The organism is Pseudomonas sp. HN8-3, assembly GCF_020790195.1.
Taxonomy (GTDB): Bacteria; Pseudomonadota; Gammaproteobacteria; order Pseudomonadales; family Pseudomonadaceae; genus Aquipseudomonas; species Aquipseudomonas synxantha_A.
Genome location: NZ_CP086206.1, coordinates 2,043,829 through 2,068,461 on the forward strand (window position 1 = coordinate 2,043,829; position 24,633 = coordinate 2,068,461).

The following is a 24,633-nucleotide window of genomic DNA, read 5'->3' on the forward strand; positions in this document are numbered from 1 at the left end:
CCGCCTCAAGGGCGCGGCCGTGCCCGGGTTTGAGCAGTTCATAGGAGAAACCAGCGTGTCCATTGTTTTTATGTTTTCAGGACAGGGGTCGCAATACCGTCACATGGGGCGGGCGCTGTATGAGCGGCACGCCGGGTTTGGCCGGCACATGCGCGCGCTGGATGAGGTCGTGCGACAAACCGGCGGGTATTCGGTGCTGGATGGGTTGTATGGCGACCAGCCCCAGGCAGCGGCGCTGGACGACATTCTGGTGACGCACCCGGCCATCTTCATGGTCGAGTATGCGTTGGCGCAGTCGCTGATCGAGCACGGTGTATACCCCGACCATGTACTCGGCTCCAGCCTGGGAGAAGTGGCTGCGGCGGCTGTGAGTGGTGCGCTTGACGCCGAGCAGGCGTTGGGCTTTGTGGTTCGTCAGGCTCGATTATTCCATGAGCATTGCCCGGCGGGAGGGATGACCGCCGTACTGGCCGATATCGCCGTGTTCGAGCAATTGCAGGCCGACGGCATCGAGGTTGAGCTGGCGGCGATCAACTATCCGCAACATCTGGTCATCAGCGGGACAGTCTCTGCATTGGCTGCGGCGCAAATGCAGTTGGCGCGGCGCAACGTGGTGTTTCAGAGGCTTGATGTGAACCGCCCATTTCATTCTTCGCACATGGATCCATTGCGCGACGCATTCATTCAAACCAGCCAGGCATTGCAACTGCGCACACCGCGGATGGGCTATGTCTCGTCAACCCTTGGCGGCCCCGTCAGCCAGTTCGCCCCCGAGCACCTGTGGCATGTGGTGCGCTCGACACTGCAGTTGGCCCCCGCCATTGAATACCTTGAAGGCCTGGGCCCCCATGAATACCTCGACGCCGGCCCGTCCGGGTCGATGGCCAATTTCGCCAAACGCTGTCGCAGTGCCCACTCGGCATCCACCGACAGCCTCATTCTGAGTCCCTTCGATACCTCGGCACGCTCCTTCGAGCGGCGCATCACTTCTTCGGCACAGCGCGTTGTCAGCGCGGAGATCATGGCTATGAAACAAAGCAAAACGGTGTACATGTTTCCCGGGCAAGGCTCGCAGTTTCGCGGAATGGGTGAGGGCTTGTTCGAACGCTTTGCCGAACTGACGGCCTGTGCCGATCGCGTGCTGGGCTACTCGATCCGTGAGCTGTGCGAAAACGATCCGCGCAACGAACTTGGACAGACCCGCTTCACCCAACCTGCCCTGTATGTGGTCAATGTACTGTCGTACCTTGCTCAGGCTGGCGATGCCGCGCCCCCTGACTATGTGCTCGGGCACAGCCTCGGCGAGTTCTGCGCTTTGTTTGCCGCCGGCGCCTATGACTTCGAAACCGGATTGCGCCTGGTCAAGCGGCGCGGCGAACTCATGTCCGAGGCCACCGGGGGCGGCATGTCGGCTGTGCTGAATCTGGATCTTGCGACGATCAAACAGGTGTTGCGCCAGGCTGGGAGTACACAGCTGGATTTCGCCAACTTCAATGCCCCGCAACAGACCGTATTGGCCGGACCGCTCGACGCACTGGAAAGCGTGCGTACGCAGATTGAAGACGCCTCGGGTATTTGTGTCGCGTTGAATGTCAGCGCGCCTTTCCACTCCCGCTACATGCGTGGCGCCCAAGAAGCGTTTGCGGCTGAGCTGGCCCGTGTGACCTTCAAGCCCCTGACGCTGCCGGTGATCGCCAATGTCGACGCACGCCCTTATGAGCAGGAAGCTATCGCCAGCCAGTTGGCGCGGCAAATGACGTCATCGGTGCAGTGGGTCGAAAGCATCGAGTATTTACTGCAGGCCGGCATCACCCAGTTCAAGGAGATCGGCCCCGGCAATGTATTGACCAATCTGCAAGCGAAAATCGAAAAAAACCGTTCGCCAGCCCAGCCAGTCGTGGCATCTGCCGTGGTTGCACCGCTGCCTTTGGCTGCGCGGCATGACGACGGCGTGCCGGGCCTGGCGCTGACAGCCGAGGGGTTGGGGAGCGCCGCATTCCGCCAGGCCTACAACCTGCGGTATGCCTATATGGCCGGTGGCATGTACAAGGGCATCGCGTCGGTGGAACTGGTGGTCAAGCTTGTCAACTCAGGGTATCTGGCGTTCTTCGGCGCGGGCGGCTTGAGTACCGCAGCGGTCGAACAGGCCATTGTCGAAATCGCTCAACGCACCCAACCGCGCGCTTTCGGCATGAACCTGGTCTGCAACCTGTCCAACCCCCACAAGGAAATCGAGCTGGTCGAGTTGTTCATGCGTAAAGGCGTTACGGTGATAGAAGCCGCGGCCTTCATGCAAATCACCCCGGCGCTGGCGCTGTACCGGTTGCGCGGCCTGATCAAGGTGGGTGACCGGATCGAGGCGCGCCACCGGATCGTCGCCAAAGTCTCGCGGCCGGAGGTGGCCCAGCAGTTTCTTGATCCGGCACCTGCGCGGGTGGTGGAAAAGCTGCTTGCGCAAGGGCTGGTGACGCCCGAGCAGGCGCAGTGGGCGCAGTCGGTGCCGATGGCGGACGATCTGGTCGTAGAGGCCGATTCCGGTGGGCATACCGACATGGGCGTCACCGTGGTCTTGCTGCCGACGATCATCCGTTTGCGTGACAGCCTATGCCAGGCTGCCGGGTATACCGAACGGGTACGGGTGGGGGCCGCAGGCGGCATCGGCTCACCCGAGTCTGTGGCGGCGGCCTTCATGCTGGGGGCCGACTTTGTGGTGACCGGTTCGATCAACCAATGCACGCCCGAGGCCGGTACCAGCGATGTGGTGAAGACTCTGCTGCAGGACATCAACGTGCAGGACACCGATTACGCGCCTGCCGGTGACATGTTCGAACTGGGTGCCAGGGTACAGGTACTCAAGCGCGGGGTGTTTTTCCCGGCACGGGCCAACAAACTCTACGACCTGTGGCGTCGTTACGACTCATTGGACGAGCTGGATGAAAAGACCGCCCGGCAGATTCAGGACAGTTTCTTCAAGCGTAGCTTTGATGAAGTCTTCGAAGAAACGCGTGCCTACTACAGCAAGGTTGCGCCGCAGGAAATCGACAAGGCTCTTAGCAACCCCAAGCACAAAATGGCGCTGGTGTTCCGCTGGTATTTCATTCACAGCACACGCTTGGCCATGACTGGCAGCGAGGCGCAGCGCGTTGATTACCAGGTGCATTGCGGGCCCTCGATGGGCGCGTTTAACCAATGGGTCAAGGGTACCGACCTGGAGGACTGGCGCAACCGGCACGTCGACCTCGTGGCCGAGCGGCTGATGAACGCCGCCGCCGCTTATTTGAACACCCGCTTGCGCGCCATGCTGACGCCCGCAGCGCCGGCGCAGACGGAGGGGCGGCCCGCCTACGAGGGCGCCCCCTTACGCATGGCCGGGAGTGTGCGGACATGAAGAATCGACTGTCATCCTTGATTCGTCGTCTGGCCGGGCACACGCACACTGAGGGAGGCGTCGGCGATGCCGCGGAGGCCGCCAAGCATCGTCACCCCGGTGATATCGCGATCATCGGGATGGCCTGCCGGGTACCGGGCGCGGGCGACTACCAGCAGTTTTGGGAGAACCTGGCGAACGCGCGGGACAGCGTCACGGAGATTCCGGCGAGCCGTTGGGATTGGCGAGCATTCTGGGGCGACCCCACGAGTGAAGACGATAGAAGTCACGCACGTCACGCCGGGTGCATCGATGCGGTCGATGCGTTCGACGCACGCTTCTTCGGCATCGCGCCTGCCAGTGCGCGGATCATGGACCCCCAGCAACGCATCATGCTGGAGCTGAGCTGGGCCTGCCTTGAAGACGCAGGCGTGGTGCCGTCCGCGCTGGCCGGCTCGCGCACCGGGGTGTTCGTTGCCGCGTTCAATTATGACTACAAGCAACTGCTGGAAAGCGCCGGGTTGCCCATCGATGCCCATCACTCCACGGGCAACGCAGCGGCCGTGATTGCCAACCGTATTTCGCACTTCTACGACCTTCACGGCCCCAGCGTGCTGGTGGACACCGCCTGTTCCGGTTCGCTGAGTGCCATCCATCATGCCGTGCAGTCACTGCGCCTGGGTGAAACCGAGCTGGCCCTGGCTGGCGGGGTCAACCTGCTGCTGACACCAACCCGGCATATCGCGTTTGCGAAAACCGGCATGTTGTCCCCCACGGGGGCCTGCAAGAGTTTTGATGAAGCGGCGGACGGATATGTGCGCAGCGAGGGCGCCGGTTTGCTGCTGCTCAAGCCCCTGGCCAAGGCGCTGGCGGACGGTGATCCGATCCACGGCGTGATCAAGGGCAGCGCAGTCAATCACTGTGGCAAGACCCATACGCTGACCTACCCCAGCTCTGCGGCACAGGCGCAGGTGATAGAGCAGGCGCTTGGGGATGCGCACATTCCGGCGTCGAGTGTCAGTTATATCGAAGCCCATGGCACCGGCACCCCCAAGGGTGACCCTATCGAGATCCAAGGCCTGCGCCAGGCATTTTGCCCGCAGGCAAGCGAACCGCAGACCTGTGGGGTGGGCTCGGCCAAATCCAATATCGGCCATTTGGAGGCGGCGGCGGGCGTCGCGGGGGTGATCAAGGTCTTGCTCTCGTTCAAGGCCGGGCAACTGGCTCCCCTTTGCCATTTTTCTGCACTCAGTTCGCGGATCGACCTGCAAGGCAGTCCCTTCTACCCGGTGACCCGCCTGCAGCCTTGGGAACCAGCGTCAGGGGTACGCAGGGCAGGGGTCAGTTCCTTCGGATTCGGGGGGACCAACGGTCACCTTATCCTGGAACAACCGCCCGCGTGTGCCGAGGTCGACGTGGCGGCCCGTCCCGGCTGGCTCATCGCATTATCGGCCAAGACACCGGCCAGCTTGCGCCGCCAATGCAGCGCGTTGCATGACTGGCTGCAGGGTGCCGGCGCATCTGCCAGCCTGGCGCAACTCAGCCAGGCATTGCTCACCGGCCGCGAACACCTGGCCTGCCGGCAGGCCTGGGTGGTCAGTGATCGCGACACGCTGACTGCTCAACTACTGGCTGCCTCGCAGGCCGAGGTCCAGGCACCTGAGATGGACGAGGAGGGCGCAGCGGTGCGCCAACTTGATGCCGCACGCCTGATCAAGGCACTGCCGACGCTGGCACACGAGCCGTCGGCCTACCTGGCCCACCTGCAAACGCTGGCCGAGCATTATTGCTGCGCGGTGCCGGTGAAGTTCAGCGTGCTGTTCAGTGACCAGACGCGCCACCACCTGGGCCTGCCGAGTTACCCGTTCGCCCGTGACCGCTTCTGGTTGCCGACCGCGCCGACCGATCTGCTGGAGTACCGCCTGCAACGGCATGACCCGTCGATTGGTGACCATGTGATTGCCGACCAGCATCGGGTCGCCGGGGCTGTGACGCTGGCGGTCGCGGCTCGCGCCTGGGGGGCGCTGCCGGCGGGGGGCTGGTGCGCCAGCCAGGTGGCGTGGCTGCAGGCCCTGGACGTGCCGCTACAGGGTGCGCTGCTGCGTGTGAGCCTGCGACCAGCAAGCGCCGGGGCAACCGATTTCGAGGTGCGCGTCGAGGGCCTGGTGCATCCGTTGTGCAGCGGCACACTGGCGCCCGGCCAGACTGATGAGGTGCGGCGTGACGTGCATGCGTTGAGGCGGGCTCACCCTGACGCCTGGCTGACGCGGGAGGTGCTGTATGAGCAATTACGCAACGTCGGCATGGCATATGGGCCAACATACCGGGTGTTGCAGGACAGCCACCTGCAAGGTGATCAATCGTTGCTGGCGTTGGTCGTGGTGCCTGCGGGTGCGGCCGATGACCTGCCGTTTTCTCCCGCCGCTGTCGATGCGGCTTTTCAAGCAGCGGTGCTTTTGGCCATACGTCAATCCGGTGAGCAAGCCAGGCTGGGATTTTCGGTCGGCCAGTTGCAGCTGTCGGCTCCGTTGCCTGAGCGCTACTGGGTGCATGTCAGCGCTGCCACGACGGGCGCACAGCAGTGCCGATTCAATATTGAATGGATCGCCGAGGACGGACGCGTTTGCGCCACGGCCAAAGATTTTGTACTCAAGGCCGCCCCAGTCCAACAAGAGCAATCGCCCAAGGCCAAGGTCCACAGCGTCGAATGGCGTGTGCTGCACCCTGTTGAAGAAGGGCATGCAGAGGCACAGCGCCGCACGTTGATTATCAGCGCCGACCCGGCACAGGCACAGGCCTGGTCAGCTGGCAGCACCCAGGCCAGCGTGCTGGCAGGCCAATCGGATTGGTCGGCAGAGCAATGGCGGGACGCGCTCGGCAATGCCGGCGCTTTCGAACGCCTGATCTGGCTGGCCCCGATCCCGAGCGGCGAAGCCTGGTCTGCGCAGGCTGCCACTGCTGCGCAGGAACACGGGGTAATGGCGCTGTTCGCGCTGTGCCAGGGGCTGTTGATGCTGAAGGTGCGCGAGCACCCGCTGGAGTTGCTGGTGGTGACTCGCCAGGCACTGCAGGTGCTGCCGGGCGAGCGCCATGACCCCACGCATGCGCCCGTGCACGGTCTGGCGGGCACGCTGGCGAACGAGTGCCCAACGTGGAAGGTCCGCGTGGTGGACCTGCCCCTGGCGCCGATGGCGGCTTCACCGTCGCTTGCGCCACTGGCTGCCCTGCCGGTAGGCGCGAGCGGGGCGTGGCGCGAAGGTCAGTGGTATTGCCAGGTGCTGCGGGAGGTCAATTATTGCGCGGCGCCTCCGGTCTACCGAAAGGGTGGGTGCTACATCATCATCGGTGGTGCCGGCGGGATCGGTGTGGCCTGGACGCGACGCCTGATCGTCGATTACCAGGCTCAGGTGTACTGGATAGGCCGGCGACCTCTGGACGAAAACATCCGCGCCGACATCGAGCGTCTGGCGAGTGAAGGGCCGGCCCCGATTTACCTGCCTGCCGATGCGGGCGATCCGCAAGCGTTGCGCGAGGCTCTGGACTGGGTGCACGGCCAGCACGCCCAGGTGCATGGCGTGATCCATGCAGCCATGGTCATGCGGGGCAAGAGTGTTCAACGTATGAGCCGCGACGAGTTCAGCCAGGTGCTGGCGGCAAAGGTCGCTACCGGCGCGGCGCTGGAGCAGGCGCTGCAACGACCGCCCTTGGATTTCCTGGTGTTTTTCTCCTCGATCAATGCCTTCGAGCGATCGCCCAATCAGAGCAACTATGCAGCCGGGTGCTGTTTCATCGATGAACTGGGCGGCTATTTGGCGCAGCACTTGCCTTGTGCGGTCGCCGTTATCGACTGGGGTTACTGGGCGGACGCAGGCGCATTGGCCGGTTCGCCTGCGCTGCAAGTGCTACGTGAGAAAACAGGCGCCGGCTTGATCGGTTTGTCGGCGGCAATGGAGGTGGTTGACCTGGCGTTGTCCCGGCCATGGCTGCGCGTTGCAGGGACGGGGCGGGAGGCACGCACGCCGCTGGCATTGGAATGCCCGCGGCAACTGATCAGCGTGATGCCTTGCGAAACACAACGGATGGCAAACATGCTCGCGCTGTTTGCCATGGCCGTCGAAGGTCGTGGCTCGCTGCAATTGCGTGGCGGGCTGATGCTGGAGCCTTTGCAGACACTATTGTGCCAGGTGCTGTTGGTGCAATTGCAGGCAGCCGGGCTGTTCGACCAACCCACACCGCAGACCACCCAAGCCCTGTATCAACGCTTACAGGAACGCTCCAGCGGGACGGTAGGTGTCGATCCTCGTTGGCTGGCCCACAGCCTGCGCTGGCTGGCCGATGAGGGCTGGCTGGCCACTGATGGCGACACTTGGCGCGTGCAGCGCGTGGTGGCCGCCGAGAGTGCCTGGGCCGCCTGGGACAGTGCGTTGCGCGAGGCCGAGGGCGACGCCGACCGGCGTGCCCAGGCGCAGTTGGTTGACGCCTGCCTACGCGCCTTGCCTGCGGTGCTGAGTGGGCGCCTGCGTGCGACCGAGGTGATGTTCCCCGAGGGTTCCATGGCGCGGGTCGAGGGCATCTACAAGCACAATGCGGTGTCCGACTATTTCAACGAGGTGATCACCCAGGCGGTGCTGGCGCGGGTCCGCGCCGGTCACCAGGCCGGGGCGGCACCGGTGCGCATCCTTGAGATCGGCGCCGGCACCGGCGGCACTAGTGCAAGGGTGCTGCAGGGCCTGGATAGCTTGGGTGTCGAGGTGGGGCAGTACGCCTACACCGACCTGTCGCGGGCGTTTTTGATGCACGCCCAGACGGCTTATGGCGAGGGGCGGTCTTACCTGGATTACCGCATCCTGGATGTGGAGAAAGACCTGGTGCAGCAGGGCCTGGAACTGGGCAGCTATGATGTGGTGATCGCGACCAATGTCCTGCACGCCACCGCCGATATTCGCCAAGTGGTCGAGCACGCCAAGGCAGCGCTGAAGACGGATGGCTGGTTGTTGTTGAATGAGCTGAGCCAGGCGTCACTGTTCAGTCACCTGACCTTCGGCCTGCTGGAGGGCTGGTGGCGTTATCGCGACGAGGCGTTGCGGCTGCCGGGTACGCCGGGCTTGTCCAGTGAGCGCTGGCAGCAGGTGCTGGAAGAGGCGGGTTATCGCGGGGTGATGTTCCCGTGCCAGGCGTTTCATGGGCTGGGACAGCAAGTGGTGATGGCGCGCAGTGATGGAGTGGTGCGCCATGCCCGGGAACCGCAGGCAACGCCTGCACCTGCACCTTCGGCCGAGAGTCACGCGCCAGTGTCAGCGCCTGCCAGGCGCGCCGAGGATGGGCGGCCCCTGCTGCTGGCATCGGTACGCGAATTGGTCGCCAGCAGCCTGCAATTTGAACTGGGCGACATTCGCGACGATGAACCGTTCGCCGATTACGGCGTGGACTCAATCACTGGCGTGGCGCTGGTTCGCCAGCTGAATGCACGCCTGGCAATTGACCTGCACACGACGTGCCTCTTCGATTACCCGAGTATCAACCGGCTCGTCGACTACATGCTGGGCCAATACCCGCAGTTCGCAACGCCTGCAACCGAGCCTACGGACGCCTTGCCGGTAACCCCGCCGACTGGCGAGCCGGCACAGCCAGCGGTTGATGACCAAGCCATTGCCATTGTCGGTATCAGTGGGCGGTTCCCGCAGTCCCGAGATCTGGATGCCTTCTGGGAGCACCTGGCGGCTGGTGCCGACCTGGTCAGTACCGTGCAACGTTGGGACCCTCGGCATTGCTATGCCGGCGCAGACCAGGGCTGCGACCGCGGTGGCTTCATTGAGAGGATCGATGAGTTTGATCCACTGTTTTTCAATATTTCGCCTCTTGAGGCGACCTATATGGACCCTCAGCAACGTCTGTTCCTGCAGGAAGCCTGGAACGCGCTGGCCGATGCCGGGTGCCTGGGCGAACAGCGCCGCGCCGAGGTGAGTGTCTACGTCGGGTGCGAACAGGGCGACTATGACCAGCTGTTCGATGACATGCCGCCACCCCAGTCGTTCTGGGGCAATGCCCCCTCGATCGTGCCGGCACGCATAGCCTACTACCTGGACTTGCAAGGGCCGGCCATCACCGTCGATACCGCTTGCTCCAGCGCGCTGGTGGCCATCCACATGGCCTGCCAGAGCCTGCTTGCCGGCGATACAAAGGTGGCCTTGGCGGGTGGGGTTTTCATTCAGTCCACACCTGCGTTTTACCAAAAGGCCAACCGGGCAAGCATGTTGTCGCTCACTGGCGCCTGCCATACCTTCGACAGCCGGGCGGACGGCTTCGTCCCTGGCGAAGGGGCAGGCGCGGTGGTGCTCAAACGCCTCGCCGATGCCCTGGCTGATCGCGATCACATCCATGGGTTGATCCGCGGTTCAGGTATCAATCAGGACGGCGCCAGCAATGGCATTACTGCACCGAGCGCGTTGTCCCAGCAGCGTCTGCATGAGTCGGTCTATGCACGCTATGGCATTGACCCGGCCACCGTGCAGTTGGTCGAAGCCCATGGCACCGGGACGCGCCTGGGTGACCCGATCGAATTCCAGGCGCTCAAGGGGGCGTTCTCCCGTTACACCCAGCGCAAGGGTTACTGCGCGATCGGTTCGGTGAAGTCGAACATGGGGCACGCCGCCACCGCCGCCGCCATGGCAGGACTGTTCAAGGTCCTGTTGGCGATGCGGCATCGGCAACTGCCGCCGTCCTTGCATTTCCAACACACCAACCCGGCCATCGATTTCGCCGACAGCCCCTTTTTCCTCAATCAGCACCTGGGCGATTGGCCCGCGATTGACGGGGCCCCGCGCCGCGCCGCGATCAGTTCTTTCGGGTTCAGCGGCACCAATGCCCATATGGTCCTGGAGCAGCCACCCCTGCGCGTCCACCAGGCCAGTCTGGTGCCGGCGGTACTGATCGTGCTCGATGCACGCACCCGCGAACAACTGCACCAGCGCATGGCGGACCTGTTGGCGTTATGTGAGCGGGACGCGTCATTCGCAGTCGTAGACATGAGCTACAGCCTGCTCACCGGGCGCCAGCGTTTCGAGCAGCGTTTCCATGTTGTGGTCGCGGACCGCGCCGAATTGATCGCTGCGCTGCGCAGAGGCATGCCGGCTGACACGGCCGATCTGGCCGAAGCACACCAGCGCCGATTGCAAGGCTTGTCTGCTCGCGCCACGGGTCAGTCTCTGTACTACTTGCAGCAGTTGGCTGTATTTGCCGATGCCTGGGCAGCCGGCCAGGCAGTGGACTTCGCACCGCTGTTCGACGCCCTGGATTGCCAGCGCATGCCCCTGCCGGGCTACCCCTTTGCTCGGGAGCGTTATTGGGTAGTGGAGGCGATGCCCGCCCAGGACAAGGCTACCCATCCGCTGTCGGCCGCCATGATGCCCAATGACGGGGCGGCCATGGTCTTGCGCCTGGAGGGTGACGAATACTTCCTTGATCAACACCGCATCAACGGCGAGCCGGTGGTGCCCGGGGTGGCTTTTCTGGAGGTGCTCGCCCTTGCACGTGCTGCACATACACCTTTGACACCACTGAGCCTGATCAACCTGGTATGGCAGGCACCCTTGCGCGTGGTCTCGGAGCCCGTCGAGGTACGGGTGACACTCGATGTTCAGAGCCGACACACAGGGCTTGGCGGTGTTGAGGTCCACTCCGGGCACCCTGCGCAGGTGCACTGCGCCGGCCACTACGCTGCGCCGGCCACCGCACCCGCTGCGCTTGATCTGGCCGCCCTGCGTGAGGCCTGCCGAACGGCACCTCATTCAGCACATGACTGTTACCGGCACTTCACTGGCCTGGGGGTGGATTACGGGGTGAATTTTCGCTGCCTGGTGGAGTACGCCGCCAGCGCCGATATCGACCATCCGCAGCAACTGTTGGTGCGCTTGGCGCGCAACCCCGGTGCGACCCCCAACACCGGCTGGCTGCTCGAACCAGGCCTGACTGATTCGGCGCTGCAGGCCGCCGCCCACTGGCTGGCGCGCGATTGGCCGGAGCCGCGGGCGCTGGTGCCGTTTTCCCTGGAGCGCCTGGATGTGTTCAGTGCCGCTGAACCGGTATGGGCGTATGCAGTGCGCCGCCAGGCGGCAGGTTGGGCGAGCGTTCCGGCCGTGGATATTCAACTGGCCGATGCCAACGGCACGATCTGTGCGCAATTGCAGGGGTTGAGTTTTCGCGCCCTACCGCCACCGCAGCATCCCGGCGGTACTTCGCTGGATGCCGGGGAGAGCACCCTGTGGACGGGGGACTGGCAGCCTCGCGAGGCCACCATGGCGTTACCTGATTCTGTTGGAGAGCGCCTGTTGATGGTGGCCGCCGCGCCGCAGCGACTGCTGATGGAGCAGGCGCTGCACGGCTTGCCCTGGCATTCGCTGGTGGAGAGTGAATGGCCTGTGGGCGAGGGCTATACCCAGGCCGCGATTTCGTTGATCACACACTTGCAGGCGCACCTGCGCAAGGCTGACGGCCGGCCGTTGCACGTGCAACTGCTGGTGGAGCCACATGGGCCTTGGGCACTTTTCGAAGGCCTGGCGGCTATTCTCGAAACGGCGGCATTGGAGAACCCGGCGCTGACGGTCCAGTGCCTGCTGGTGGAGATCCAGGCGCCATCGGCGTCGCTTGTGAATGTCGTGAATCAGGCGCTGGCCCTGGGCGATCCACGCTTACGCTGGTGTGACGGGCAGTGGCAGAGCTTTGTCTGGCGCCAGTTGCCGAGCGGCCCCGGTGTTGTGCCCTGGAAGGCGACCGGGGTCTATTTGATTACCGGGGGCGCAGGCGGCATGGGCCAGGTGCTGGCCGAAGAGATTTTCCGCCATGCACCCGGGGCGACCCTGGTGCTGGCCACGCATCGGCCAACAACGCTAGAGGGCTTGGCGCACTTACACCCCGCATTCAATCGCTTGCGTGAGCGTGGGGCGCGGGTCGAAGTGGTCACCCTGGAGGTCAGCGATCGGCTGGCCACCCAGGCCCTGGTCGAACGGATCCTTGAGCGTTATGGGCGGCTGGATGGCGTGGTGCATAACGCGGGGGTGACACGCGACGCTTACCTGTTGCAAAAGACCGCCGAAGACGTGCGCGAGGTGTTTGCGCCCAAGGTCCAGGGCGTGTTGAACCTCGATGCGGCCACCGCTGAGGTGGCGCTCGATTTCTTCCTGGTGTCTTCGTCCATCAGCGCGCAGTTGGGCAATGTCGGTCAAGCCGACTACGCAGCGGCCAACTGCTTTATGGATGGGGTCGTGCGCGCGCGCCAACGTCAAGCCGAGCAGGGCCTGCGACACGGCCTGAGCATGGCTGTGGATTGGGGATATTGGGCCGACGGCGGCATGCGTATCGATGCGTTGTCCCTGGGCTTGCTCAAGCAGGCCTGGGGCCTTCTGCCTATGCCACGCGACGCCGGGTTGCACGCGCTTTATCAGGCGTTCAAGCACCGCCAGGCGAACACGCTGGTGCACTACGGCGTTGCATCGAGTGTGCGGCGTCTGCTGACGCCGACGACGCATCGTGTCGAGCCGCTCGAGCAGTGGCTGCTGGCCAACGTGGCAGCGCTGACCGGCGTGCCCGTAGCTGACATTGACCTGCAGCAGCCGTTTGCCGATTACGGCTTCGACCTGCCTATGCGCCAGGCCCTGGTGCAGCGCCTGAGCGAGACACGTGACCTGGCAGGGCAGGGCGCCCGCCTTTTGCGCTGCGAATGCCTCCAGGCTTTGCTCGACCATATCGTGCAGCTGCCTCTTACCGATTTGACGGAGAAGACTCCCGCCATGGATACACGCGACGACAGCCAGACCCGACACGCCAGGGATTTCATTATCGGACTGCTCAGGACCGTGTTGGTGACCGTGACTCGGGTCAGCCCGGCCCAGCTCCAGGATGACCGGCATTTCGAACACTACGGCATTGACTCGCTGATGGTCATCCAGATGACCGCCGAGTTGGAAAAGTCCTTTGGCTCCTTATCCAAGACCTTGTTCTTTGAACACAGCTCGATCAAAGAGCTGGCCGATTACTTTACGCGCAGGCATGCCGAGCGGCTCGGCGAACTGGCCGGTAGTGGGCCCGTGGCTCCGGCTCCTACGGTCGCCGAGTCGACGCCCGTGGCGCCCGTGAACGCACTGCCGGACGCCTCGCTCGCGCAGCCGATCGCCATTGTCGGCCTCAGCGGCCGCTACCCCAAGGCTGAGGACTTGCAGGCATTCTGGCGTAACCTGGCCGAGGGTGTCGATTGTGTCACTGAAGTGCCGGCCGAACGTTGGAGCCTGGGCGACCTGGCGCAACCGGGACGCTTGCCCGGCGGTAAGACCCTGAGTCGGTGGGGAGGCTTCCTGGATGACGTGGACAAGTTCGACCCGCTGTTTTTCAACATCTCACCCCACGACGCCGAATACATGGACCCTCAGGAGCGTGTGTTCCTGGAGTGCGCCTACGCGACCTTTGAGGATGCCGGCATGGCCTTGGGCCTGCGTAGCCCCGGTGCATTGCGGCGCACCGGTGTCTATGTAGGGGTCATGTACCAGGAGTACCAACTGTTCGGTGCCGAGCAAACCTTGCTGGGGCGCCCTATGGCGTTGTCCGGCAGCAGTGCGTCGATCGCCAACCGGGTGTCCTGGAGCCTCGGGCTCAGTGGTCCCAGCCTGGCTGTGGATTCGATGTGTTCGGCGTCGCTGACGGCGATCCATCTGGCGTGCCAGGGCATTCGCAGCGGTGACTGCGACGTGGCACTGGCAGGCGGCGTCAACGTCAGCGTGCACCCCAACAAATACTTGGGCCTGGCCCAGGGGAATTTTGCCTCCAGCCAGGGGCGCTGCCAGAGTTTCGGTGAGGGCGGCGATGGGTATGTGCCGGCCGAGGGGGTCGGTGCGGTCTTGCTCAAGTCCTTGAGCCAGGCGGTGGCCGATGGCGATCGTATCTACGGCGTGATACGTGGCAGCCAGATTAACCATGGTGGCAAGGCCAATGGATTCACCGTACCCAACCCCAATGCCCAAGCCGATGTGATCACCCAGGCGTTGGCCGCCGCCGGCGTAGACGCCGCCGATGTGGGCTATGTCGAGGCCCATGGGACTGGTACGGCCCTGGGCGATCCTATCGAACTGGCGGGCCTGGCCAAGGCTTACCGGCACTACACCGACCAGACAGCGTTCTGCGCGTTGGGCTCGGTCAAATCCAACCTCGGTCATTGCGAAAGCGCTGCCGGCATCGCCGGCCTGACCAAAGTCCTGTTGCAAATGCAAAAGGGCCAGTTGGTGCCTTCGCTGCACAGTGAGGTACTCAACCCGGCCATCGATTTTGCCCAGTCACCCTTCGTAGTCCAGCGCCACTTGGCGCCCTGGCCGCGACGGGTGCGCCGCGTAGAGGGCGTCACCGAGGAGCGCCCACGCCTGGCCGGGTTATCGTCCTTCGGCGCCGGCGGTTCGAATGCACACTTGATCATCGAGGAATACCTGGCGCCGACGCAGCCTGAGTCGCAAAGCCGGCAGCCACTGCCGGTGGCCGTTCTGTTGAGCGGCGCCAACGCCGAGCGCCTGCAAGCCTCGGCCCGGCGCCTCCTGACATTTTGCGCCGCGCCAGAAGCGCACGACCTGTCCCTGCACGACCTGGCCTATACCCTGCAAACCGGTCGAGAAGCGCACAACGCGCGGCTGGGGTTCCTGGCACATTCTATCGACGATGTGCAGGCGTGTTTGCGCGAGTATCTGCAAGGGGCGCTGACATCCGGGCGTGTGCAGGTCGGGTCGGCCCGGCAGGATGAGAACCCGCTGGTTCGGCTGTTGGGCGAAGACGATCTGTCGGCCATGGTTGCGCAATGGGCGGCCACCGGGCAGCAGGACAAACTGTTGGCACTGTGGGTCAGCGGCGGCGATATCGACTGGCAGGCGCTGTTGCCCGGACGCTGGGGCAGGATCATTTCCTTGCCAGGCTATCCGTTTGCCCGCGAACGCTTTTGGTACACGGGGATCAATTCCGATATCGGCCAGCAGAGCCCTCGCAGCCCCGGTGTGCAAGCGGCACCGCTCAGCGTGCTCAACTGTTCCGACCTGACGGGCCTGGGCTTTACCTGCCAGGTCAGTGGGCGAGACAGCTTTCTCGCCGATCATCACGTCCAAGGCAAGGCCATGATGGCGGGCTCCGCGTTTCTGGAACTGGCGCGAAAAGCAGCAGTAGCGGTGGCCACGCCTGACCAGCAGGGCGCCTTGGTGCGCCTGAGCGATGTGGTGTGGTTGGCACCCCTGGTGCTGGAAGACGGCGATGCACAACTGCGGGTACGCCTGTTTCCCGATGACACCGCACGTGTGCGTTTTGAGATCGCCACGAGCGGCGCCCAGGCACAGGCGCTCAACGTACGAGGTGTCATTGAACAGGTGCCCATGCCGACCCGTCCCCAGGTGGACCTACCCGCCTTGCTCGCGCGGCTACGCAGCAGCGCCGACTTCCATGAGCGTAACCCCGGACAGCTCTACGACGCCTATGCAGGCCTGGGCATCGATTATGGCGCAACGCACCGTTGCCTCAGCGCGGTGTATGTCGGCGACGGGCACGCCCTGGCCCTGATCGAGTGGCCTGCAGCGCAGCCGTTCGAGGCGAGTTACGGCCTGCACCCGTCAATGTTGGATGCGGCGCTGCAAGCGACGCGCGTATTGAGCGACGAAAGCGCACGACTGCAAGTGCCTTTCGCCCTGGACCAGTTGCAGGTGTTTGCTGCGTGTGAACCGCGCATGTGGGTACAGGTTAACCGCGACCCACAGCGCGAGAGTTATGACCTTGAGTTGTTCGATGAGCTCGGCTGGTTGTGCGCCAGCCTGCGCGGCCTGAAGGTTCGACAGTGGGCGCCGCCCGGTAATGGGGGGCTTGTCGAGGGGGACGAAGAGGTCGGGCTGCCGGCTGGCGAGGTGCTACTGGTGCCGCAGTGGAGCCCGTTGGCCATGCAGGCCGTCACTGCCTCGCCGACGGCCACACTGGTCATCGGTGCCGATGCTTCGCAACTGCGCAGCCTGGAGGGCGCGCAGGGGCCGTTGCTCAGTTGTGCGTCGGTACCCTCGGACAGTGTCGAGCAGTGGGTGACGCGGTTCCAGGGGTTGCCGGCCTTCGACCGCCTGGTGCTAGTCATCCCACCGAGTGCCGCCCGGCACGCGGGCGATGAATGCCTGATCGATGAACAGCACGCGTGCGCCCTGGAGCAGCTGCGTATCGTGCAAGCGTTGCTGCGTTGCGGGTTTGACAAGCGTGCGCTGCATTATGTGGTGGTGACTCGCGACGCTTGGACGCCCCATGACGCCCAACCCGTACACGCCGCCGTCCACGGCCTGGCGGGCAGTCTCGCCAAGGAGATGCCGCATTGGACGGTACAGGCCGTAGATCTGGCGCATCAGGAGCGTCTGGCCCCCACACATTTGGCGGTGATGCCCGTTGACCCTGCGCATACCTCGCGGCGCCTGCGCGATGGCGTCTGGGAGGGCCGGCAGTTGCTGCTTCATCGGCCGCAGGCGTCCGCGCAGCCGGCTTATCGCAGCAACGGCGTGTATGTGGTGATTGGCGGCAGTGGCGGCATCGGCCAGGTGTGGACCGAAAGCGTGGCTCGCGAGCACGCCGCCCAGGTGGTCTGGTTGGGGCGCCGGGCATTGGATGCTTCCATTCAGGCAGCCCTTGATCAGGTCGCGCTGCACGGCCCACGTCCGTTTTACATGAGCGTCGACGCCACAGATGCCGGGCAGTTGCAACAAGCCTGCGAGCAGATCCTGAGCCGCTTCGGCCGTATCGATGGCCTGGTGCATTCAGCCATCGTGCTGGACGACCGCAGCCTGGCGAATATGAGCGAAGACCAACTGCGGCGCAGCTTGCAGGCCAAAGTCGATATCAGTGTGCGCATGGCCCAGGTGTTCGGTGGCCAGGCACTGGATTTCGTGTTGTTCTTTTCGTCCTTGATCGCCTTCACGCGTAATGCCGGGCAAGCCAACTACGCGATGGGGTGCGTGTTCAAAGATGCCCTGGCGCGGCGCTGGGGAAGCAGCGGGTCGGTACCGGTCAAAACGTTGAACTGGGGCTATTGGGGGAGCATCGGCGTGGTGTCGTCAGCGGCCTACCGGCAACGCATGGAGCGTGAAGGCATTGGCTCCATCGAGCCGCGTGAGGCCATGCAGGCGGTGCGCACGTTGCTGGCCAGCCCACTGGACCAGATGGCATTCATCAAGACGTTGCGGCCGATCACCCTGGACGGCAATGCCGAGGCCGATCAGTGGGTCAGCCAGGCAATGGTAGCCAACGGGCCTTTGCACATTGAGGCTGATGTGGCGCAGTGGGTAGCTGCCGATGGTGCGCACGCTGCGGCCTTGCAAGACAAATACCGCCGCGACGCACAGCGCGAACGACTGCCGCAATGCCAGGTACTTTTGGTGCAATTGCAGGCAGCCGGGCTGTTCGACCAACCCACACCGCAGACCACCCAAGCCCTGTATCAACGCTTGCAGGAATGCTCCAGCGGGACGGTAGGTGTCGATCCTCGTTGGCTGGCCCACAGCCTGCGCTGGCTGGCCGATGAGGGCTGGCTGGCCACTGATGGCGACACTTGGCGCGTGCAGCGCGTGGTGGCCGCCGAGAGTGCCTGGGCCGCCTGGGACAGTGCATTGCGCGAGGCCGAGGGCGACGCCGACCGGCGTGCCCAGGCGCAGTTGGTTGACGCCTGCCTGCGCGCCTTGCCTGCGGTGCTGAGTGGGCACCTGCGTGCGACCGAGGTGATGTTCCCCGAGGGTTCCATGGCGCGGGTCGAGGGCATCTACAAGCACAATGCGGTGTCCGACTATTTCAACGAGGTGATCACCCAGGCGGTGCTGGCGCGGGTCCGCGCCGGTCACCAGGCCGGGGCGGCACCGGTGCGCATCCTTGAGATCGGCGCCGGCACCGGCGGCACTAGTGCAAGGGTGCTGCAGGGCCTGGATAGCTTGGGTGTCGAGGTGGGGCAGTACGCCTACACCGACCTGTCGCGGGCGTTTTTGATGCACGCCCAGACGGCTTATGGCGAGGGGCGGTCTTACCTGGATTACCGCATCCTGGATGTGGAGAAAGACCTGGTGCAGCAGGGCCTGGAACTGGGCAGCTATGATGTGGTGATCGCGACCAATGTCCTGCATGCCACCGCCGATATTCGCCAAGTGGTCGAGCACGCCAAGGCAGCGCTGAAGACGGATGGCTGGTTGTTGTTGAACGAGCTGAGCCAGGCGTCACTGTTCAGTCACCTGACCTTCGGCCTGCTGGAGGGCTGGTGGCGTTATCGCGACGAGGCGTTGCGGCTGCCGGGTACGCCGGGCTTGTCCAGTGAGCGCTGGCAACAGGTGCTGGAAGAGGCGGGTTATCGCGGGGTGATGTTCCCGTGCCAGGCGTTTCATGGGCTGGGCCAGCAAGTGGTGATGGCGCGCAGCAACGGGGTCGTGCAGGTGCCTCGGCGTGTCAGCCAACCAGCGGCGCCGAAGGTGGCTTTGGCCGCCCAGCCTGCTGCTGCGCCGCAACACGGCGTGGCGGCACCGGTACCGGCCGCCGATCAATTTACCCAGGTGCGCCAGGAAGTCATGGCCAGTGTGGCCAAGGCATTGAAGGTCGCCCTGGAGGTGATCGATCCACAGGAGTCATTCTCCGATTACGGGCTTGACTCGATCACCGGCGTCAACCTGGTACGGGTATTGAATGAGCGCCTGGGCATCGACCTGGGCACTACGGCACTCTTCGACTTTTCTACCGCCACGCGTCTGGCCCGGCATATTGTCGAGCAACATGGCGCGCACTTACCGCAGCCCGCGGTGACACGTGCGGCAGCCGCACCGGTCGCGCCCTTGGCCGTTGCAGTGCCGACGGCGTCCTCGCCTGCCGCCGCCCCGGCGCCAAGGGTTCAGTCGCCCGAGTCCTTCGTGCGAGAACCCATTGCAATCATTGGTATGAGCGGCCGCTTTCCCGGCGCCGAATCCCTCGATCAATTATGGGAACATCTGGCCCAAGGCCGCGACCTGACCACCCCGGTCGAGCGCTGGGACCTGCGCAGCTCCCAAGCCGATGTGTCAGGAAAGGGCCTGTGCCAGCGCGGTGGCCTGTTATCCCGGATCGATGAGTTCGACGCGTCGTTCTTTAACATCTCTGGCCTTGAAGCCACTTGCATGGATCCGCAGCAGCGGCTGTTCCTCGAGCAGGCCTGGACGGCACTGGAAGATGCCGGCTACGTAGGGCAGGCGACTGAGGGGCAACCGGTGGGGGTTTATGTAGGCGCCAGTGCCAGCGACTATCGCAGCCTGTTCGCTGAAGCTGCGCCCGCGCAAGCCTTCTGGGGCAACGCCAGCTCGATCATTCCTGCACGTATCGCCTACCATCTGGATTTACAGGGCCCGGCCATTGCCGTGGATACCGCCTGTTCCAGTTCGCTCGTCGCGATCCACCTGGCATGCCAGGCGCTCTGGACCGAGGAGATCGGCATGGCCCTGGCCGGCGGTGTGTTCGTGCAGTCAACCGCCGGGTTTTATCAGGCGGCGCAAACCGCCGGCATGCTCTCGCCCAGCGGGCATTGTCACGCGTTCGATGCGCGTGCCGACGGTTTCGTCCCCGCCGAAGGCGTCGGTGTGCTGATCCTCAAGCGCCTTCGCCAGGCGCAGGCGGATGGCGATTATATTCATGGCGTGATCAGTGGTATTGGCAGTAACCAGGATGGCGCCAGCAATGGCATCACTGCGCCGAGCGCGCAATCCCAGGAGCGGCTGATTCGCCAGGTGCACCGTGACTTCGCGATTGAGCCGGGTACGATTTCGATGGTGGAGGCCCATGGGACGGGTACACCGCTGGGCGACCCGATCGAATTCGAAGGCTTGACGCGAGCGTTCGCCCGACCTGGGCAGCAGGCAGGCTACTGTGCCCTGGGGTCGATCAAATCCAACCTTGGGCATTGTGTGACTGCGGCCGGAGTCGCCGGTGTGCTGAAGGTGGCGCTGGCGCTGCGCCACGGCCAGTTGCCTCCGGCAGCGGGTTTCACCCAGGCCAATGCGGCCATCGCCGTTCAGGGCAGCCCCTTTTATGTGCCGGATCAACTGCGTCCCTGGGCCACACTCGACGGTGTGCCACGGCGTGCCTCGGTCAGCTCCTTCGGGTTCAGCGGTACCAACGCTCACCTGGTGATGGAGCAGGCGCCGCTTCCACAACAGCGCGGCGCGTCCGGGGCCGGGCCCTGGCTGGTAGTGCTGTCGGCGCGCTCCGCGCAGCAATTGCGCGAGCAGGCGAGCAATCTGGCTGCCCACTGTGTGGCCGTGCAACGGTTGGACATGGCAGCGATGGCCTATACGCTGATGGCGGGGCGCAAGCACCACGAATGGCGCCTGGCCATGGTCACCCATGACGCCGGGCAATTGCAGCAAAGTCTTGAAGGCTGGTTGCAGGGGCGCGACGAGGCGACGGTGCACAGCGGGCATTGGGACGTACGCCGTTTCGTTGAACAACAGGAGGTGCTGCAGGCGGCCCGCGAGTGCCTGATTCGTCTGATGGGCAATCGCGATCAATCGACACGTGGCGAGGCATTGACCTCCCTGGCGCAAGCGTTTGTACAAGGGTATGAGCTGGATTATTCCAGCCTGTTCATGGCCGATGAGCGGCGTCGCGTGCCGTTGCCAACCTATCCGTTCTTGCGTCAGTCCTATTGGGTATCGGCGCCCGAGGTCGAGGAGCCGACGGCGGTACCGGCAGAGGAGGTGGCGGGCCAGTGGTTGTTCTGCGCGGAGCAATGGCGGGCTCACGACCTGCCAAGCAACTTTGACTGGGCAGCAAGCATCAAGGCCAGGTCTGGCGCGCGCGTGGCGGTGGTCACCCGTGAACAAGCGCGTTTCGATGCCTTCAGCCAACTGCTCTGCACGCTGTGGGCGCAGGCAGGGAGCCCGCCGCCGTCCGTCCAGCGCCTGCTGCCGGATGCACTGCCGGCTCGGGGGGCGTTACCCGAGGTGATCTTCTTCATCGGTGAGAACTCCAGCGACGGGAGGGCGTCGCCACCCGGAGGGTTGGACGCGATCAAGCAAGTGTTGGAGGTCAGCCGGCATCTGATGGCGACCGATTGGGAGCATGCCGTGGAGTGCTTCCACGTGTATCGCGCAAGCGGTTCCGGCAGCGACTGTGACGCCCAGGCAATCAGCGGTTTTGCGGCTTCCGCGAGCCTGGAGAATGCTCGGCACGGCTGGACGTTATTGGAATGTGACGCCGTGGCCGGCCCCGCCAGCGATTTACAGCTGATTGTGCGTGAATGGCTGGCTGCCGACCGTCAGGGCAGTGCGCCAGCCGTGGTCAAGTACCAGGGTACCCAGCGTTTGCGCCGGCTATTGGTTCAGCGTGAGGCGGCTGAGGCGCAAGCCCCGCGCTTTCGCCGCGATGGCCATTACCTGGTAGTGGGCGGGCTGGGGCCGGTGGGCGAGTTGTTGTGCCAGGAACTGGCGGGCACCTTCCAGGCGCGCCTGAGCATCGTCTCGCGCTCGGCGCCGAACGCCGAGCAACAGGCTCGCTGCGATGTGCTGCGCGCATTGGGCGCCACGGTCGATTACAGCAGCGTCGACATCACTGACCTGCCGGCGCTGCAACAGGTGGTCGAGCGTCGCGTGCAGGCGGCCGGGCCTTTGCAGGGTGTGATTCACTTGGCGCGGCTAGTGGATGACGGCTTGATTGTGGCCAAGCAGTGGGAGGCGTTCGAACGCTCGATTGGGGCCAAGGTCAAGGGCACGATAAACCTGGATCTGGCCACTGCCGATCAACCCCTGGCGTTTTTCACCGTGTTTTCGTCCATGGCGGCCTATGGCATCCGTGGTTCAGCCGATTACGGGTATGCCGCCGCGTTCCAGAATGCTTTCGTGCGCTACCGTCAGACGCTTGAGCGCCAGGGCAAGCGTCATGGCGTATCGAGTGCTTGCACCTGGGGTGCCTGGTGCGTGGATCGATACATGCCGGCCAATCGCCCGGCGCATTTGCAGGCCCTTGGGTTAGGGCTGATCGACATGCAGTCGGCGTTCGAGTACCTGCATACCGGCGCCGAACCGGGTGTGGTCGGCGCGATGAAAGTGCTCGATCCGGCCCTGGCCTGTCGCGGTCTGGGCATCGAACCTTTACCCGCGTCGAGTGTGCCGCCGGCTGGCGATGCCATCGGCTTGCACGCCCAACTGCACGCCTGGGAACAGGCGTGCGAGGCCGGGGCGACGCCGGATGCCGCGCAATGGTGCAAAGTGCTCAGCCGCTTTGAACTCGACGCTCTGGATGAGGCGACCATTGACCGTCTCGACCGCTTGTTCTTCCCCAGCGCACCCCGGCCGGCAACGGTCGGCGCGGGTGCACTGCTTGAGCAAGTGCGCGAAGTGATTGAGCGGGTGCTGGTGGTTGATGAGCCTGACCTGGACACCGCGTTTTCCCGGTATGGCATGGACTCGGTGGGCGCCATGCAGGTGTCTTCGGCATTGAGTCGGGCCTTGGGTTGGCTGGTGGAGCCGCGCTGGCTGGTACAGCACGCCACCATTCGTGCCCTGGCCGAATTCCTGCAAAGCCGGAACGAGGCCGCCACCCAATGACCGATCACTCTTCACTCTCAAGGAATGTGACCATGGACCAGAGTCCAGCGCTGCCCGATCTGGGCAGCTCCTTCGCGCTGCCCAATGGCGTGCGCCTGAAAAACCGCCTGGTCAAGGCCGCCATGAGCGAACAGCTCGGAGATCGACGCCATGATCCAGGGCCTGGCATGGAGAACCTCTACCGCCAGTGGGCACAGGGCGGCATAGGTTTGTCGATATCCGGCAACATCATGGTCGATCGCAATGCCATCGGCGAGTTGAGAAACGTCGTGCTGGATGCCCACAGCGACCTGAATGCATTCCGGCGCTGGGCCCTGGCAGGCAGTAGCCATGGCACGCACCTATGGGCCCAACTCAACCATCCGGGCAAGCAGATCATCAAGCTGCTGTGCGACGAGCCGGTGGCGCCATCGGCCATCAGCCTGGGCAGCGGGCTGGAAAAACACTTCAATTGCCCGCGCGCACTGACTGAGGACGGCATCGAAAAGATCATTGCGCAGTTCGCCACCAGTGCGCGACTGGCCAAGGTCGTCGGGTTCACTGGCGTGCAGATCCACGCGGCCCATGGCTATCTGATCAACCAGTTCCTGTCACCGCTGCACAATCAGCGTAGCGACCAGTGGGGCGGGAGCCTGGCCAACCGCATGCGCTTTTTGGTCCGGGTCTACCAGGCGATCCGCAGCGTGGTGGGTGACGCGTTTCCAGTGGGGATCAAACTCAACTCGGCGGACTTCATGCGGGGTGGCTTTACCGAAGAGGAGTCGTTGCAGGTGGTGGTAGCCCTTGGCAATTTGGGGCTCGATCAACTGGAAATATCCGGCGGCACCTACGAAAGCCCAGTGATGGTCGGCAACCAGGCCGCCAGCACCCGCGAGCGCGAAGCCTACTTTCTCAATTACGCGGCCAGGGTGCGCGAGGTCAGTACGCTGCCGTTGGTAGTCACCGGTGGTTTCCGCTCTGGCGCTGCGATGACCGCGGCGCTGCGAGACGCGGCCACCGACTTCATTGGGCTGGCACGTCCACTGGCGCTGGAGCCGGACATGCCGGTCAAGCTGTTGTCCGAAGCCACTTACCGTGTCGACCTGCGGCCCTTGAGTACAGGCTTTGCCGCCCTGGACCGCATCGCGACGCTCGATGTGTCGTGGTACGAACATCAATTGCAACGTATGGCCCGCCACCAGTTGCCTAAGCCCGGCCTGAGCGAGTGGCTCAGCCTGGGCAAGACCCTGCTGGATTTTGCCGCCTGCGCCAGGAAAAAGCGCAGTACGCAGTGCTCAACCTATAAGCGCTGATAGGTGGCAGCCCTCGGGCACTCTTGTACATTGCGCCCGACAGTCCCTCCCATGAACCCTGAAAGGCGGAACATGTACATGGAAGAAATCTATACGTTCGTAGTCAGTACGCTGGCTTCCAGTTGCAAGGTTCAACCCGGCGATATCGAACCGACCACCAACTTGTTCGCCGATCTGGGGATCGATAGCGTGGATTTTCTCGATGCGGTGTTCTGCATCGAGAAGCACTACGACATCCGTATCCCGGTGGGCCAATGGATGAGTGCCGTCAACGAAGGCAACGCGGCAATGACTGATTACTTCGTGATGGAACACTTCGTTGCCCAGATCGCTGCTCGTGCGGCAGCCTCGGCATGAGTGATACCTGGGCCGTCGGTTGGCCCCGGAAGATTCA

The 24,633-nt window shown here is 64.0% G+C and carries 4 protein-coding genes; all 4 read left to right on the top strand.

All coding sequences use genetic code 11. From position 1 onward, the window contains the following. Positions 1-55 precede the first annotated feature (55 nt). The 4 genes from fabD to LJX92_RS09285 all read left to right on the top strand — a co-directional run bounded on the left by fabD (position 56) and on the right by LJX92_RS09285 (position 24,596). Entirely contained in the window at positions 56-3,388 is a 3,333-nt protein-coding gene (gene fabD / locus LJX92_RS09270; protein WP_187432748.1) for an ACP S-malonyltransferase, read from the top strand. Beyond that, entirely contained in the window at positions 3,385-22,947 is a 19,563-nt protein-coding gene (locus tag LJX92_RS09275) for an SDR family NAD(P)-dependent oxidoreductase (RefSeq protein ID WP_228309635.1), read from the top strand. Before fabD ends, LJX92_RS09275 begins: the two co-directional genes overlap by 4 nt. A 32-nt stretch (positions 22,948-22,979) precedes the next feature. Beyond that, a complete protein-coding gene (locus LJX92_RS09280; RefSeq protein ID WP_228309637.1) occupies positions 22,980-24,239 on the top strand; it encodes an NADH:flavin oxidoreductase/NADH oxidase family protein in 1,260 nt (419 codons plus the stop codon). Between the two features lie 78 nt (positions 24,240-24,317). After that, positions 24,318-24,596 carry a phosphopantetheine-binding protein gene (locus LJX92_RS09285; protein ID WP_032881025.1) on the top strand — a complete coding sequence of 93 codons (279 nt, stop codon included), beginning with the start codon at positions 24,318-24,320 and terminating at the stop codon, positions 24,594-24,596. Positions 24,597-24,633 lie beyond the last annotated feature (37 nt).